The sequence below is a fragment of the Streptomyces sp. NPDC059917 genome, from assembly GCF_042730635.1.
Lineage (GTDB): Bacteria > Actinomycetota > Actinomycetes > Streptomycetales > Streptomycetaceae > Streptomyces.
In genome coordinates this window covers 15,798-32,032 of sequence record NZ_JBHWLC010000023.1, presented here as the reverse complement: position 1 = coordinate 32,032, position 16,235 = coordinate 15,798, and the positions used below count along the sequence as shown (strand labels likewise).

The following is a 16,235-nucleotide window of genomic DNA, read 5'->3' as shown; positions in this document are numbered from 1 at the left end:
CCGCTCCCTCAGCAGGAGCCCGCGTCGGCCGGTGGCTTGAAGACGGCGTCCAGCACCCGGTCCGCGGAGACGTCGGCCAGCGTCCAGTCCAGCGTGGAGTCCGTCTTCGGGAACTGCAGCTGGGACGGCAGCTCCCGGGCCGTCACCTCGTCCCCCAGGTAGGAGACCGACAGCGTGCCGCCGCACTTCTCGGTGGCCGGGGGCTTGCTGCCCTCGGCGAAGCCGTCGCCCGGGCCCGCCGACACGGTCAGGGTTTCGAGCGGCGTATAGGTGAAGGAGAAGCCGCCCGTCGAGGATCCCGGCGTGGCCTTGGCGATGTGCACCCGGAAGTGGCTGAGCCGCACCCGGATCGGCTCGCACGGGCGCTGGGCGTCCTTCAACCGCAGGTACACCCCGGTGTCGACCATGAAGAGCGCCGAGTACGAGGACGTCGTGCGGTCGCTGGCCCGCAGGGCCTTGATGTAGGCGCCCAGGCCCGCCGCGTCCAGGGCGGCGATGGGCGTGCACGGTCGGGACGCCGCGCCGGTGGGCACCGGCGCCGTTCCGGGGGCGGGAGCGGACGCGGAGGGAGTGGGCGGGGCGGACGCGGAGGGCGACGCCGAGGGCGACGCGGAGGCGGACGGGGCGGCACGGTCCGGCCCCAGGCCGAGGCCCAGTCCCGCGCCCGAATCGGAGCCCGAGCCGGAGCACGCCGTGAGGGCGAGCAGCGGGACGGTCAGGAGCAGAGCGGCGGACGCGGGTAATCGGGGCATGCGGACTCCTCGTCGGGCGCGGTGTCGGGTCGGGGCACCGGCGCGGCATCGGGACCGCACTCGGTACGACACCGGGTGGGTCACCAGGTACGTCGTCGAATGGCGGCCGGGAGCGTCCGGCCCCCACTCCGGCGTTCCCGGCCCCCTCGATGCTGACAGCGGCGCCCGCCGCGCGGCATCCGTAGGACCGCCTACGTATCCTCGGTCCCGAATGCGGGTAGCGGACAGCGGTGCGGGTAACGGACACCGGGGGGTGGGGCCATGACGCACGGGAGCGTGTTGCTGGGCCGGGGGGCCGAGCTGGACCGGCTGGACCGGGTGCTCGACGGGCGCGCCGGCGTGCCGTCCGTCGTCGACCTCGTCGGCGCGGCCGGGATCGGCAAGAGCCGGCTGCTCACCGAGGTGTGCGCGCGGGCCCGCGCGCGCGGCCTGACCGTGCTGCGCGGCCGGGCCACCGAATACGAACAGCACATTCCCTTCCGCCTGTTCACCGATGCCTTCGCCGATCTGGATCCGGAGGCGCTGCGGGCGGTGGCGGCCGAGGCCGAGCCGGTGGGGCCCGTGCTGTACGGGGTCTCCGCGGGCGCGGAACCCGGGCCGGGCGCGGACGCGGGCGCCGGTACGGGTACGGGCGCGGGTACGGGTACGGGTACGGGTACGGGCGCGAGCGCGGGCAGTGGCCACGAGCCGGGGCCGGGGCCCGGCCCGGGTGCGCCCGGGGCGGCGGGACCGGCGGCGGAGGGGGGCGCGGACCGTACGGGTCCGGGTGCTCGGGGCCGGGACCGGCGGGACGTCTCGGCCCCGGTGGACCGGTTCTCCCTGCACCGCGCGGTGGCCCGGCTGCTCGGCGCCCTCGCCACCCTCGGCGGCGAGCACGGCGGCGGACGCGGCCTGCTCATCGCCCTCGACGACCTCCACTGGGCCGACCCGGCCTCCCTGGAGCTGCTGGACCACCTCGTGCGGCACCCGCCGCGCGCCCCCGTCACGATCGTCGTGGCCCGGCGCGACCGCCAGACCTCGCCCTCCCTCGCCGCCGCGCTCACCCGGGGCGCCGACACCGGCGCCGTACTGCGCCTGGACCTCGGCCCCCTCGACGAGCGCGTCTGCGTGGAGCACCTCGCCCCGGGGCTGCCGCCCGCCCGCGCCGCACGGCTGTACGCCGCGAGCGAGGGCAACCCGCTCTACTTCCTGGCCCTGCTCCAGCAGCAGCCCGGCCCGTCGCTGCCCACCGGCGACCTCACCGCGCTGCTCCTCGACGAACTCACCCCGCTCACCGCCGCCCAGCGCCGCACGGCCGAGGCCGTCGCCGTGCTCGGGGACCGCGCCACGCCCGCGCTGCTGGCGGTCGTCGCCGAGGCCCCGGACGCCAGCGTGCTCGACGCGGACCTGGCCGTACTGGCCCGGCGGGACCTGCTGCGGCCCGCGCCCGGCGGCAGTTGGTCACTGCGCCACCCGGTGCTGCGGACCGTGGTCCACGAGCACACCGAGCACCGGCGGCGCACGGGGATGCACCGGCGGGCCGCCGCCGCCCTGGCCCGGGCCGGCACCTCGGCCGCCGCGCGGGCCCCGCACGTCGAGCGGGCCCTGACCGGGTGGGACCCCGAGCTGGCCGCGGTCCTGCTGGAGGCGGCGGGGCAGTCCGAGACCACCGCCCCGGCCAGCTGCGCACACTGGCTGGAGGTGGTGCTGCGGGTGCTGCCGGACGCCCCCGGCCACACGGCGCGTCGGCTGGACCTGCTGTTGCGTCGGGCGCGCGCGCTGAGCGTCTGCGGCGAACTGCGGGAGAGCCGCGACCTGTTGCGGGAGCTGATCGCGCAGACGTCCGCCGGGGAGGACGACCGGGTGCGCGCCGATGCCGTGACCCTGTGCGCCTCGATGGAGCGCCACCTGGGCCACTACGGGGCCGCGGTCGCCCTGCTGCGGCGCGAGCTGGACCGGCTGCCCGCGCCCCGACCGGCCGCGGCGCTCGCCCTCGGGCTCGAACTCAGCTCCTCGGCGCCCCACTCCCTCGCCTACGCGGAGGTGCGGAGCACCGTGGTGCGGACCTTCCACCTGGCGGAGCGGCTCGGGGACGCCCCGGCCGCCGCGGGCGCGCTGGCGATCTCGGCGCTCGGCGAGGCGTACGGCGGGAACGTGAGCACCGCCCTGGGCTTCATCGACCGCGCCGCCGCCCGCGTGGACGCGCTGGCCGACCACGAACTCGGCGACATGTGCGAGCCGTTGTCCCGGCTGAGCCTGGCGGAGTTCTACCTGGAGCGGTTCGAGGACGCGGAGCGGCACGCCGATCGCGGACTGGCCGTCGCCCGCCGCAGCGGCCCCCTGCACATCATGGCGCACCTGCTGCTGTGCAAGGCGGCCGTCCACATGAACACCTGCCGGCTCGGCACGGCCCTGGACCAGACGGACGAGGCGGAGAGCATCGCCCGCGGCATCGGCAGCGACCAACTCCTCGCCCTGGTCCTGGCGAACAAGGCGCAGGTGCTGATCGCGTCCCTGCCGCCGGGCGACCGCGCCTCCCTCGCCGTCGCCGAGGAGGCGGTCGCCCTCGCCGGACCGTCGACCAGCTGGTGGAGCTCGCTGGTGTGGTACGTGATGAGCTACGCCGCCCTGCACAGCGGTGACCCGGTCCGGGCCCGCGCCGCGATGCTCCGGGCGGGCGGCGGACCGGAACTGGCGGGCCTCCAGCCCTCGATGCGCCCCCTGCTGCTGGAGGCCCTGGTCACCGCCGCGGTCACCACCGGTGACCTGGCCGCCGCCACCGGGTGGGCCGCGCTGGCCGGGCAGGACGCGGAACGCCTCGGGCTGCCCGGCCAGCGGGCCTCGGCGCTGCGCAGCGCCGGCCAACTGCTGGCCGGCCGCGGGGAGCCCGCCGCCGCGGCACGGCAGTACGCCCGCGCGGCCGAGGAGGCCGCGCGCTCGGGCGCGAGCCTCTGGGAGGCCCAGGCCCTGCTGATCGGCGCGGCGTTGACGGCGCAGGCCGGTGATCCCGGCGCGGCGGCGGGCCCGTGGGAGCGGGGCCGCGCGATGGCCGAGGCGGGGGGCTCCCGCCTGCTCACGGGACTCGCCGACCTGTTCCCCCCGGCACCCGTGGTCCCGCGGCCGCTCGCGACGCTCGCACCGTCCGCCGCTCCCCCGGCCGAGCCCGCCGACGCCACCGGCCCCTCCCGTAGCGGCCCTTCGCCCGCGACCTCCCCGTCCGCTCCCGCCCCGCCCGCTCCCGCCCTGCCCGGGCTCACCCCGCGCGAGCGGGAGATCGCGGCCCTGGTGACGGAGGGCCTCACCACCCCGGCGATCGCGGCCAGGCTCTACCTGAGCCCGCGCACGGTCGACACCCACCTCTCGCACATCTTCCGCAAGACGGGCGTCGCCAGCCGTTCGGCGCTGGCCGCCCTCGCGGCCCGCACCGGCAGATGAGGCGCCAACACCCCGCCTCCTGACCGGACTTCGCCCCCGGGCGGAAGGTGGTCAACAGCTGGGAACACCTTTACCTCTCCCGGATGGCATGTACCGATCATGTCTGCCAGGCTTCCGCCTGCGTCCCCTGACCCAAGGGGACGGGCCAGACATCTCACCTCAGCGATCGCGCGAGCGATGCGCGCAGCCCGCGGCTGCCCGCCGGCCCACCCGAGCCGACCGGGCCGCCACCGAGCAGGCCGTCATCCGGCCGTCTCAAAGGAGTTCCGAGTGAGAACGACCCCCCACAAGACCCTCGCCGCGACGGCACTCGCCGTCGCGGCGCTGACCGCCACCACGCTCTGCGGCGGCCCGGCGACGGCCGCACCCCGCCCCGCCCCGGTCGCCGCCGCCTGCACCCCGACCCAGGTCGTCGCCAACGGCGGTTTCGAGAGCGGCACTTCGCCCTGGACCCAGTCGCAGACCAGCATCATCACCAACCGCACCGGGCAGGGCGCCCACGGCGGCACCCGGTTCGCCTGGCTGAACGGCGTCGGCAGCACCCACACCGACACCCTCTCCCAGAGCCTCACGATCCCCTCCGGGTGCAGCACCGCCACCCTCACCTTCTGGCTGCACATCGACACGGCCGAGACGACCACGTCGACGAAGTACGACAAGCTGACGGCGAAGATCGGCACCACGACGCTGGCGACGTACTCCAACCTCGACAAGAACACCGGCTACGTGCAGAAGTCGCTGGACGTCTCGGCCTTCGCGGGCCAGACCGTGAGCCTCGCCTTCACCGGCACCGAGGACTCCAGCCTCCAGACCAGCTTCGTCGTCGACGACGTGGCCCTGGACACCTCCGGCGGCACCACCCCGCCCGGGGACTCCACCCGCACCCCGTCCGCGCCCGCCTACACGGTGAACCTCACCAGCAACGCGAGCGGCACGGGCTGGACCGGCCACGAGAGCGCCACCTTCACCAACGCCTCGGCCACCGCGCTCGGCGAGGTGTACCTGCGGCTGTGGGACAACTACCACGGCACCTGCGCCGCCATGCCGATCTCGGTCACCAATGTCACCGGCGGCACCGCGGGCGCCCTCTCGGTCGGCTGCACGGCCCTGCAGATCACCCTGCCCACCCCGCTGGCCCAGGGCCAGAGCGCCACGATCGGCTTCGACCTGGGCATCACGGTCCCCAGCGGTGCGGACCGGTTCGGCTACGACGGCGCCTTCAGCATGGTCGGCAACGCCCTGCCCGTGCTCGCGGTCAAGGACGGGGCCGGCTGGCACCTGGACCCGTACACCAACAACGGCGAGTCCTTCTACGCGCTGGCCTCCGACTTCAAGGTGACCCTCGACCACCCGAGCAGCCTGCTCGTACCGGCGACGGGCGGCTCCGTCGACACGCCCGGGACCAGCGGCCGGACGGTCACCACCGCGACCGCCACCAAGGTCCGCGAGTTCGCCTGGGCGGCCGGTCCCTTCAGCAAGATATCCGGCACCTCGGCGGCCGGCACCCCGGTCAACATCTACTCCGTCTCGGGCATCAGCTCGGCCGACGCGCAGTCGATGCTCAGCACCGCCAAGTCCGCCGTGGACGCGCACTCCGCCCGGTTCGGCGCCTACCCGTACGGCGAACTGGACGCGGTGATCGACAACAACTACTGGTTCGGCGGCATGGAGTACCCCGGCTTCGTCCTCGACCTGGTCAGCACCACGGCGCTGACCCACGAGATCGCCCACCAGTGGTGGTACGGCATCGTCGGCGACGACGAGTACACCAGCCCCTGGCTCGACGAGTCGTTCACCGACTACGCCACCGACCTGGCCCAGAACAAGACCGGCGCGAACTGCTGGAACAGCGTCTCCTGGTCCGGGACGGGCGAGAAGATCACCAACTCGATGGGCTACTGGGACGCCCACTCGTCCCGCTACTCCACCGTCGTCTACGGCTACGGCAAGTGCGCCCTGCACGACCTGCGCCGCGTCCTGGGCGACACCGTCATGGCCAAGCTGCTCAAGGACTACGCCGCGGCCCACTGGTACGGCGTCTCGACCACGGCCGAGTTCAAGGCGGCCGCCCAGGCCGCCACGACCACGGACCTGACCTCCTTCTGGACCCAGCACCGCATCGAGGGCTGATGCCACCCCGCTAGCGCGTGACCGGTGCCCCGCCTACCACCAGTAGGCGGGGTACTTCGGCGCCTTGGGCCGGACGCGCGAGGCGGCGTACCCGGCGCCGACCAGGAGCACGCTCGCGCCGAGCAGCAGGGGCACGAAGCGGGCGGGCGCGGGGCTCTGGAGCACGACGATGACGGCGGTGGCACAGGCCGGCGAGTGCGGGGTACGGGCCACCATCAGCACCGCGAGGGTGATCCCGGCCGCCACCGCGGCGGCCCACGCGCTGCCGCCGGCCGCGGCGAGGATCCCGTACCCCACGACGGCGCCCAGCAGGTGTCCGACGACCACGCTGCGCGGCTGGGCCAGCGGGAGGGTCGGCACGCTGTTCACCAACGCCGCGCTCGCGGCCAGCGGCGGGATCAGCACCGGCTCGTGGATCATGGCGCCGATCGCGACCAGCCCGAGCAGCACGGCGGTCGCCGCGCTGGTGATGTGCAGCGCGGCGAGCGGCCCGGGCCGGGCCGGGGGCCGCGGCGGCAGCGGGTGCGCCGGGGGACGGGGGTGGGGCACGGCGGTGGGCACGGCGGCGGGGGCGTCGGCACGCATCTGAACGATCTCCGGGAAAACGGCTGGCAGGCCGGGGACGGGCGGGCACGGGATGGAAACGGTCTGTGCCGCGAGGGCGAGCCTGTGATCGACAGCTGCTGTGACCCGGCACGCTCCCCGGTCGGGGCGGGTGCCGTCCGCCGGCGACTCTATCCGGCGGCCCGCGCGGAGCGCCGCGGAGGGTGTATGACATCCCCTGACCCCGTTTCCGACGCACCGGGAGACAGACCGCCATGGCGATGCAGCCGCCGCCCCCGACACCGCGGCCCGATCCGGCGCCCGTCCCGCCCGGCGGGCCCGCGCGGGTGCTCGCCGAGCTGGCGGCCGTGGTGGCCGCCGCGGGCCCGGAGGCCGGCGGAGTGCTGTGGCGCATGACACAGACCCCGCGCGGCCTGGACGCCAACATCGTCCGGCTCCGGCCGGGCGCGGTCATCGCGGAGCACACCGATCCGGCGCTCGACGTCCTGCTGATCGTCTTCGAGGGCGACGGCTACCTCGGCACGCCCGGGGGCCGCACCGCGCTGGGCGCCCGTACGGTGCTCTGGCTCCCCCGGCACGCCCGGCGCTCGCTCGGCGCGGGCCCGGCGGGGATGCTCTACGTCACCGTGCACGTCCGCCGTCCCGGCCTCGCCATCACCTCCGCGCCCGACCCGGGGACCCCCGGGAGCGCGCGGGGGCCCGAGCGGGGCGAAGAAGGCGGAGAAGCGGCTTGCCTGCTGGACCGGGTCTGTGCCGACTGCGGCCGCCTCGCCGGCGAACGCGACGCTCTGTACTGCTCACGTTGCGGAGCGCGCCTGCCCCACTGACCCCGGGCACCCCGGGACCGCGCCCGCGGCCGGTCAATTCCCGTCCTTCGCGGAGGGAGATGGAGATATGCCCTCCCGCCCGACTAAGGTGGTCGTGAGAGCCCGGATACCGCACCCCCGTCGGTATCCGGGCTTTCGTCGTGCCCGAAACCGGCTCCCGTCGCGTCGAAGCCGTGCGGTGCGACGGCCCGCTCGCCGCGGCCGAAGCCTTCCGACTCCCACAACATGCCACTTTCGGACACCTGTTGGCCTGATCCACTGCGCCGCGCCGGGCAGAGCGTCAACTATAGTTTAGCCCGGTCCAGAGGAAGCAGCGCACCGTGGCACCAGCAGTCGAGGGTCCGGACGACGGGACCGCGGAGAGGTCCCCGGCTCCCGTTCCGGGAGCGGGAGCGCCGTTCAGCGATCGACTGAACTACCTGTTCGACCGCGTACGTCCGCCTGGCGCGAAGGAGTTCAGCAACGCCCACGTGGCCCGGACCATCTCGTCGTACGGCAAGGAGAGTTGTACCGGTGCCTACGTCGGCATGCTCCGCAAGGGCGAACGGACCCCGACCATCACGCTCGTGCCCCTCTTCGCCCGGTTCTTCGGCGTGGAAGCGGGCTACTTCGTCGAGGACGAGGTCACCAGGAAGGTCACCGACCAGTTCGAACTGCTGCGCAAGCTCAGCGAAGCGGGCGTCAAGGAGATCGCCCTGAGGTCGATCGGCCTGTCCGCCAAGAGCCTCGGCAAGGTCCTGGAAGCGATCGAGGTCGTGCGGGAACAGGAAGGGCTGCCCCCGCCCGGCGGGAAGCACGCGCCGTGACGCGCCGCCGCCGCTGCCGTACCCCCGTCCATCCCTCCGTCCGTCCGCCGATCCCGAGAGGAAGCCGCATGTGGCGACGCCGTCGCGACCGTCGATCCGACATCGGAGCCGCCGACGCCTTCGCGGCCGAGCGGCGCAGCAGGGCGTACCTCGACGAGTTGCGACTACCGGCCGTGGACAGCGTGTTGGACCTCGTGCCGTTCATGGAGGAGCGGCTGGAGCGTTCGATCCGGCTCGTGCCCTTCACTCCTGACGCCTCGGACCCGGACGCCCTCGACGCCTCGGCCCCCTGTGGGCTCTGGCTGGCCACCGAGTCCACGGACTACGTCTTCTACGACACCGGCATCAGCAGGCCGCACGCCGAGATCATCGTCGCCCACGAGTTCGCGCACATGCTCAGGCAGCACCGCGGCACGGCGTCCTTCTCCACGGGGACCCTGGGCGGTCTGATCACCGACATCGATCCGAGCACCGTGCAGCTCGTCCTCGGCCGCACCCGCTACGACAACCCGGAAGAGTTCGAAGCCGAGATGCTCGGTTCGCTGCTGCAGGAGCACGTGAGCACGCCCCGCCGCGGCGACCAGGACACCGACCCCATAGCCCGTACGCTGCTGCGCTGACCCGGATACGAGCCCGTGAAAGACATACTGCACCCTTTGTGCCTGCTGATCGCCGGGACGGGATTCCTCTTCCTCGTGCGCGACCTCGGCAAGAGCCGCCGCGACCCCGCGCTGGTCGCCCTGGCGTTCACCTACGGCTTCTCCGCCCTCAGCTACGCCATCTCCCTCACCTGGGTGTGGGTGCGCATCGACGGCACGCTCGGCGTCACCAACATCGCCGTACCGCTCGCGCAGAGCTGCGTGGTCCTCGTCCTCGCGCTCCAGGGCACGGTGCTGGCCCACTGGTCCAAGCCGCCCGCCGAGGCCCGGCGCCGCGGCCGCCTGCTGCTCACCGCGGCCGCCGTGGTCATCGTCTGCATGGGCGTGCTGTTCGTCCTCCTCACGCCCGCGACGCAGCGGCCCACCGACTTCTCCCTCTACTACGCCCACGACCCCTTCTTCCAGACGTACCTGACGCTGTACATCGCCACCTACACCGCCGCCGAGTTCTACCTCGCCCGGTCCTGCTGGAAGTACGCCCGCACCGCCTCCAGCCCCTCGATCGCCCGCGGGCTGCGCCTGACCAGCATCGGCGCCGTCATCACCCTGGGGTACAGCGCGATCCGGATCGGCGCCGTCCTCGGCGCGGTCTTCGACTTCAGCGTCCAGCACCTCGACCCGTACGCCTGGCTGTGCGGGGACATCGGGGCCGCCCTCACCCAGGTCGGCTACTTCCTGCCCACCCTCACCCAGCGGACCGCCGCGGTGCGCGGCTGGTGCACGGCGCACCTGCGCTACCGGCGGCTGCACCACCTGTGGTCGGCCATGGACCGGGCCGATCCGGGGATCGCCCTGCGCCGCCCGGCCCGCCAGCGCGACGAGCTGCTGCGCGGCCGCAGCGCCCACTTCCCGCTGCTGCGGCGGCGCGTGGAGATCCGGGGCGGCCAGACGCTGCTGCGCCGCTACCTGGACCCCGCCGTCCGGGCCGACGCCGAGGTCCGGCACGGCGCGGCGGGCCTGACCGGCGCGGTGCTCGCCGCCGCGGTCACCGCCGACCAGATACGCGCGGCCCTCGTCCGCCACCGCGCGGGCGAACCGGTCGACGCTCCCGCCGACTACGCGGACGCCGACCTTCCGCTCGCCACCCCGGAGGACGAACTGCTGCACCTCCAGCGGGTCGCCGCCCACTTCACCCCGCCGGGACAGGGGACGCCCGCTCCCGGCGACCCGCACAGCGCCCCGTCAGGAGCCCGCACGTGATCTTCCGCCGCACCCTGCTCGTCGCGTCGACCGTCGTCGCCGCGGCGGCCGCCATGACCTCCTCCGCCGACGCCCGGCCGCGCGCCACCGGCACGCCCGCGCGCACACCGCTGCACCTGGCGCCCGCCCATGAGCAGCTCGCCGCGCTGCGCCGGGGCGAGATCACCAGCCGTGCGCTGCTCCAGCGGTACCTGGACCACCACGACGCGGTGAACCCCGGGCTCACGGCGGTGGCCACCCTGGACGTCGACGCCGCCCGGGACGCCTCGGACCGGGCCGACCGGCACCTCGCGCGGACCGGGAAGCCCCTCGGCGCCCTGCACGGCCTGCCCATGACGGTGAAGGACGCCCTGGAGACGCGGGGCCTGCGCACGACGTGCGGTTCGCCCGACCTCGCCGACCACGTGCCCGCCCGGGACGCCGACGCGGTGGCGCTGCTGCGGGCCGCGGGGGCCGTCGTCTTCGGCAAGACCAACGTGCCGGTGATGTGCCAGGACATCCAGACCTCCAACCCCCTCTTCGGGACCACGAGGAACCCCTTCGCCGCCGACCGTACGGCGGGGGGCTCCTCCGGCGGCCCGGCCGCGGCGGTGGCCGCCGGGCTCAGCGCCGTCGAGGTCGGCTCCGACCTGGCCGGTTCGCTGCGGCTGCCCGCCGCCTACTGCGGGGTCTACGCCCTGCGCACCTCCCGCGGCGCCCAACCGATCGTGCCGACCCGCGGCCACATCCCGCGTCCTCCCGACTGGGCCACCAGCAGCGACATGCTCGCCCTGGGGCCGGTCGCCCGTACGCCGGAGGACCTCGAACTGCTGCTGGACGTGCTCGCCGCCCCGGCCCCGGCCGACGGAGCCGCCTGGAGGATCGACCTCCCCGCCGCGCGCAGGACCCGCCTCGGCCAGTACCGCGTCGGCGTCTGGGCCGATGACGCGTACTGCCGCGTGGACGCCGACACCCGCGCGCTCCTGGGCCGGGTCACCGATCTCGTGCGCCGGGCCGGCGCGCAGGTCGACGAAGCGGACCGGCCGGTGGACTTCGCCGAGAGCGACCTGCTGTTCCAGCGGCTGCTGTACGCGACCTCGGCCGCCAGTGCGACGGACGCGGCCTACGCCGCCGAGGTCGCGGCGGCGGAGAAGGTCCCGGCCGATGATCCCGGTGCCCTCTACCTGCGCGCGCGGACCATGCGGCACCGGGACTGGTGCGTGGCCGACGAGGCCCGCCAGCGGCTGCGCGCCGCGTGGGCCGGGTACTTCGCCCGGCACGACGTCCTGATCACCCCGGCCGCTCCGACGGCCGCCGTCCCCGACCAGACCTCCGTTCCCGTGCCGGGGCGGTTCATCACGGTCGACGGCGTGCGGCGGCCGTACTTCGACCAGACGAGCTGGGTCAACCTGGCCGGGCCGGTCGGCCTGCCCGCGCTCGTCCTGCCCGCGGGCACGACCGCGGCCGGACTGCCCCTGGCCGTGCAGGTCATCGGGCCGTACCTGGCGGACCGGACGGTGATCTCGGTGGCGAAGCTGCTCGCGCGGGTCCTGCCCGCACCGCCCCAGGCCCCGGCGCTGCGCGTCTGAAGGGCCCCCAGAACCGGGGCCGTCTCGCCTGACACGGGGGTGCAGACGGGGCGGCCCCGCACTACGCACGTGATCGACGAACAGGGGGAAGCACATGCGCAGGAGCATGTCCGCGGCCGGGGCCGCGGTCGTCGCGGCCGGGCTGATCGCGGTGGCGGGACCGGCCGCCGCGTCCGGAGCGGGTGCGACGGCGGGCGCCGTCTGCAAGCCCGCCGTCAAGGCGCTGGAGGAACTGGGCACCACCGGTCGGACCCGGCCCCACGCGCTGGGCACCTCGGACCGGACGGTGGGCACCTCGAACGACGTGCCCGCCTTCTGGGAGGGCACGCGCGTCTTCCGGGTGCCGCTGCCGACCGGCTGGGCGAAGGGCAGCGTCCGCGCGATCAACGCCAAGGGCCTCATGGTCGGCGTCCTCGACCGGGCGAACGACCAGGAGCACGTGCTGTTCAGCTACCGCAAGGGGGACCGGCAGGTGACCCTGCTGACCGCTCCCGCGCGGGGCCTGTACGCCGGGATCGGCGTCAACGACGCGGGGCGGGTGGCCGGCTTCGACGGCCTGACCGCCCGGGAGTGGCAGGACGGCCGGCTGGTCCGCGAGCTCCCGGTGCCGCCGGGCGCCCAGCCGTCCACCAAGATCCAGCAGGTCACCGGGATCAACAGGCGCGGCGACGTGCTCGGCCTGGCCGACGCGTACTACAGCGACGACAACGGCAACGAGATCTGGGAGACCTACCCGGTCGTCTGGCCCGCGGGCGGCGGCCCGGCCAAGGCCCTCGCGACGAGCGGCGTGCCGTACATCGGCCGCTCCAACACGCTCGCGGGCATCGACGACCGCGGTGTGGTCGCGGCCACCGACGTGGAGGGCTACCACGGCGGGTCCCACGAGCGGGGCTTCGTCTGGAAGGCGCCCTACACCGCCGCGCCGACCGCGCTGGCGAAGCTCCCGGGGCGCGACGAGCTGGAGGTGACGGGGATCAGCCCCACGACCGACAGGCTGGTGGGGACGGCCCGGACGTACCTCGAGGGCGGCCAGCCGCGGCCCGCGGTGGCGACCTTCCAGGCGGGTGCCGGACCGGTGCGGGCGCTCCCGGTGCCCCGCCGGGACATCGACGAGGGCGCCGCCTTCGCCGTGTCCGACGACGACCGGGTCGCCGGCACCGTCTCCGGCAAGCCGGTGGTGTGGACCTGCGCGAGCAAGCAGGCCTACGCGCCCTAGGTCGTCTCTTTCGGACCTTGAGACGTCGCGGGCCCGGCAAGATCCGAAAGGGACGCCCTAGCCGCCGCAGGTCGCGACGCCGCAGGAGGAGCCGCCGCCGCGGTCCATGGGTTCCTTCGGCGGGCGGGTGAGCAGGCCGCTCTCCTCGGTGAACCTCGGCAGCTGCTCGCGCAGCACCGGGGCTCCGAACAGGGCGACGTTCAACAGGAGTTCGGCGGGCGCGCGGACGGTCGCCCGCCGGACTCCGATCCGCTCGCCGCGCAGTCGGGCCAGCAGCGCCGCGCCCTTGCGGGTGCGGCGGGGCAGGGCGCCCAGCACCAGGGCGCACCCGCCCGCGAGGAGGGCGAGCAGGCGCCACGGCGCGTCCGCCCCCTCGACCGCCGCCCCGACGACCGCCGCGCACAGGGCGGGCAGCAGCACGACCCGTACGGCGACCACCCGGCGGCGGGTCAGGAGCAGTCCGGTCCGTTCCGCCTCCCGGGCCTCCGGCGCGACCGCCCGGCCCACCCGCTCGATGCCCCACAGCCGCCGCGGGTGCATGTGCCCGAACAGCACGTTGTACTGGGCCCGGGCGAGCCCGGAGCCGCCCCGGGGCGCCGCGGTGTCGACGCGCCGGACCGCCCCCGGCCACGTCGCCTCCACCGCGCCCGCCAGGTGCAGCTCCACCAGTGCCGTCCGCATCGCCGCCCGGCGGCCCCCGCGCAGCAGGGCGATCTCGACCGGCGTCAACGGCCGCCGCCGTGCCGGTTCGGGCGCGGGCCGCGCGCCGAACCCGAACCGCATCAGGGCGGCGGCCGCCACGAGCGACCAGGCCGCGCCCACGGACACTTCGGCAATCATGGCCTGCGACCAACTCCCCCACGGCTGGGCCCACATGGCCCCGCCCTGGCGCCGAGGCTACTCCGGGGGCGCGGGCGCCGCACCGCCGGCCGGGTCGAGGAGCCGGGGGCCGTTGTTGCGGACGCTGTTGACCTCGGTGGACACCGCGCGCACCGCGAGGCGCCCGTCGGCCGGGGTGTGCAGCAGGGCGCGCAGTTCGTGGGTGTCGTGCCGGGTGGGGTCGAGCCAGGCGCCGTAGTCGTCCCGGTGCAGGGCGAGCGGCATGCGCGGGTGCACGCGGCCCGCCGCGTCGGTGGCCTCGGTGGTGATGATCGTGCAGGTGGTGAGCCACGCGGTCGGATCGTCGGCGTCCAGGACGGCCGGATCGCGCCAGAACTCGTACAGTCCCGCCATCGCCATCGGCGCGCCGTCCTCGGGCGCGATGAAGTACGGCTGTTTGTAGGCCTTCGCCCGGTCCGTGGCGGGGACGGCCTCCCACTCGTAGAAGCCGTCGGCGGGCAGCAGGCACCGGCGTTTCGTGAACGCCCTGCGGTAGGCGGGCTTCTCGTGGACGGTCTCCACCCTCGCGTTGATCATCCGGGAGCCGACCCCGGGGTCCTTCGCCCACGAGGGCACCAGGCCCCAGCGCACCGGCCGCAGCCGCCGCTCCACCGCGCCGCCGTCGCGGTCCGCGCGTTCGAGCACGGCCCACACGGGGTCGGTGGGCGCCACGTTCCAGCTCGCGGCGAGCGCCTCGCCGGGATCCCAGTGGGCATCGAAGAGCCCGGCGAGGTCGGCCGGGGCGCGGGTCGAGGCATAGCGGCCACACATGGTGTCCACTGTGCCATCCCGACACCCCGGCCGCCCGCGCCGTCAGGGCCGGGTCGGCGTGGAGCCGGGGGCGGCGGGCCGGGAGGAGTTCCGCAGGATCGCCAGCACCTCGTCGGCGATGGCCGTCTCGTTCTGCTCGAAGGCGGCGTCGCTCAGCCGGGCCGGGTCCGCGGGCAGCCCGGTCAGGACGGGGGTGTGCAGGTGGCCGCCGGGGAGCCGGGGGTTCAGTTCCGTACGGAGCCGATTGGAGCGGTAGGCGACCTCGTTGGAGAGGTAGCCGCCGCCACCACCCGCGACGGCGCGGGAGCCGGGGGTGGGTCCGTCCTCGCGGTCCACGGGCCGCTGCTGCCCGGCGGGTATCTCGGTGACGGCGGTGTTCAGCCGGACCGGGAAGGGGCTCTGGACGGCGGTCATGGCGTCGGTGGGCAGGGTGGTGCGCAGGAACTCCGCCCCCGGGCCCATGCCGGGCGCGGTGACGGGGTGGTCGTAGGTGCCTCCCGACAGGGCTGCCGCGTTGTCCGGGTAGGGGTCCGCCGACCGGGCGCGACCGGCCCAGGCCTCCAGGGTGAAGATCCCGGGATAGCCCTGGCTGATGCTGGTGATCATGTCGGCGCCCCGGGGCCCGGCCGCGAGGCGGGGGCCGTACGCGCGCTCCACGATCCCGGCGTCGAAGTCGGCGTAGCGCACGGGCAGGACGACGGCCCGGATCTCCACGGGTGTTCCGTCGGCGAGCGTGAGGCGGCGGCCGTTGAGCCGCAGGACCGCGGAGCCGGAGGGGTTGGCGCGGCGCGGTTCGGCGTCCAGGCCGAAGGGGTCGAATCCGCTGACGAACAGGCGCCTGACCCCCGGGGTGCCCCGGAAGTCGTTGGCGGACAGCCCTCGGGAGGCGTCCTCGAACCGGGTCCGCAGGGCGGCCCGGTCGACCGGGAACCCGGGCTTCCAGTCGGCCAGTTGGACGGTCATCCGCAGCCGGGTCCAGTACAGCGGGCGATCGTCCCCGGCGGGCAGGTCCCCGCCGGGGCGCCGCCCCTGGGCCCGGTTCACGGAGGCCTGCCACAGCGCCTCGCCCCAGGCGTCGAGGAGCCGGCCGGCCTCGGCGGCGTCGCGCGCGCCGCAGAGCGCGGCCGGGAAGCGGCGTACGAAGTCACCGAGGGCGGCGCGCTCGGTGAAGGCGGCGGTCCGCGGGTCGGCGAGCCGGGCCTGTTCCGGGTCGACGGTGGCGGCGGGGGCCGCGGCGGCGGAGGCGGAGGAGCCGCAGCCGGACGGGGCCGCGGCGTGCGCGACGGCGGGCGGGAGGAGCGCGGTCACGCCCAGCAGGGCGGCGGCGAGGGCCGTACTACGTAAGATCATCATGCCATGTGACATTACATAGCAGGGTGGTGGCGGGGTCAGTCGAATTCGGGGCAACCGCGCGACGCGCACGCAGGGCCCCCGCCCGAAGGCGGGGGC

General features: G+C 75.1%; 13 protein-coding genes. 8 read left to right on the top strand and 5 right to left on the bottom strand.

From position 1 onward, the window contains the following. Window positions 1-8: 8 nt before the first annotated feature. Complete coding sequence (locus ACFWAR_RS15895) at window positions 9-752, bottom strand: hypothetical protein (RefSeq protein WP_385777345.1); 744 nt, start codon at window positions 750-752, stop codon at window positions 9-11. 261 nt (window positions 753-1,013) lie between these two features. Here ACFWAR_RS15895 and ACFWAR_RS15890 point away from each other — a divergent pair, with 261 nt between their 5' ends. Both ACFWAR_RS15890 and ACFWAR_RS15885 read left to right on the top strand, forming a co-directional pair. Continuing rightward, entirely contained in the window at window positions 1,014-4,166 is a 3,153-nt protein-coding gene (locus ACFWAR_RS15890; RefSeq protein ID WP_385777343.1) for an AAA family ATPase, read from the top strand. 270 nt (window positions 4,167-4,436) lie between these two features. Beyond that, the gene (locus ACFWAR_RS15885) at window positions 4,437-6,296 is read left to right on the top strand and encodes a M1 family aminopeptidase (protein WP_385777341.1); all 1,860 of its coding nucleotides are present in this window, start codon (window positions 4,437-4,439) and stop codon (window positions 6,294-6,296) included. 33 nt (window positions 6,297-6,329) lie between these two features. On the opposite strand, the gene ACFWAR_RS15880 is transcribed toward ACFWAR_RS15885, so the two are convergent. Beyond that, window positions 6,330-6,881: an HPP family protein gene (locus ACFWAR_RS15880; RefSeq protein ID WP_385777339.1), complete on the bottom strand. Its 552-nt coding sequence runs from the start codon at window positions 6,879-6,881 to the stop codon at window positions 6,330-6,332. Between the two features lie 233 nt (window positions 6,882-7,114). Between ACFWAR_RS15880 and ACFWAR_RS15875 the strand changes: the two genes are divergently transcribed. The 6 genes from ACFWAR_RS15875 to ACFWAR_RS15850 all read left to right on the top strand — a co-directional run bounded on the left by ACFWAR_RS15875 (window position 7,115) and on the right by ACFWAR_RS15850 (window position 13,136). After that, window positions 7,115-7,687, top strand: a complete 573-nt coding sequence (locus tag ACFWAR_RS15875) for a cupin domain-containing protein (RefSeq protein ID WP_385777337.1) — start codon at window positions 7,115-7,117, stop codon at window positions 7,685-7,687. Between the two features lie 320 nt (window positions 7,688-8,007). Beyond that, window positions 8,008-8,493, top strand: coding sequence for a hypothetical protein (locus tag ACFWAR_RS15870; protein WP_385777334.1), 486 nt, complete (start codon window positions 8,008-8,010; stop codon window positions 8,491-8,493). A gap of 68 nt (window positions 8,494-8,561) precedes the next feature. Next, complete coding sequence (locus tag ACFWAR_RS15865; RefSeq protein ID WP_385777332.1) at window positions 8,562-9,113, top strand: hypothetical protein; 552 nt, start codon at window positions 8,562-8,564, stop codon at window positions 9,111-9,113. Window positions 9,114-9,128: 15 nt separating this feature from the next. Further along, on the top strand, window positions 9,129-10,352 hold the full coding sequence (locus ACFWAR_RS15860; protein ID WP_385777330.1) for an MAB_1171c family putative transporter: 1,224 nt from the start codon (window positions 9,129-9,131) through the stop codon (window positions 10,350-10,352). Further along, window positions 10,349-11,920 carry an amidase family protein gene (locus tag ACFWAR_RS15855; RefSeq protein WP_385777328.1) on the top strand — a complete coding sequence of 524 codons (1,572 nt, stop codon included), beginning with the start codon at window positions 10,349-10,351 and terminating at the stop codon, window positions 11,918-11,920. Before ACFWAR_RS15860 ends, ACFWAR_RS15855 begins: the two co-directional genes overlap by 4 nt. A gap of 94 nt (window positions 11,921-12,014) precedes the next feature. Then, on the top strand, window positions 12,015-13,136 hold the full coding sequence (locus ACFWAR_RS15850; RefSeq protein ID WP_385777326.1) for a hypothetical protein: 1,122 nt from the start codon (window positions 12,015-12,017) through the stop codon (window positions 13,134-13,136). Between the two features lie 57 nt (window positions 13,137-13,193). Here ACFWAR_RS15850 and ACFWAR_RS15845 read toward each other — a convergent pair whose 3' ends face one another. The 3 genes from ACFWAR_RS15845 to ACFWAR_RS15835 are packed head-to-tail and all read right to left on the bottom strand — an operon-like array spanning window position 13,194 to window position 16,139. Then, on the bottom strand, window positions 13,194-13,976 hold the full coding sequence (locus ACFWAR_RS15845) for a TIGR04222 domain-containing membrane protein (protein ID WP_385777324.1): 783 nt from the start codon (window positions 13,974-13,976) through the stop codon (window positions 13,194-13,196). Window positions 13,977-14,033: 57 nt separating this feature from the next. Further along, window positions 14,034-14,786, bottom strand: coding sequence for an SOS response-associated peptidase (locus tag ACFWAR_RS15840; RefSeq protein WP_385777322.1), 753 nt, complete (start codon window positions 14,784-14,786; stop codon window positions 14,034-14,036). Window positions 14,787-14,828: 42 nt separating this feature from the next. After that, window positions 14,829-16,139 carry a pyroglutamyl peptidase gene (locus tag ACFWAR_RS15835; RefSeq protein WP_385777320.1) on the bottom strand — a complete coding sequence of 437 codons (1,311 nt, stop codon included), beginning with the start codon at window positions 16,137-16,139 and terminating at the stop codon, window positions 14,829-14,831. Window positions 16,140-16,235: the final 96 nt, after the last annotated feature.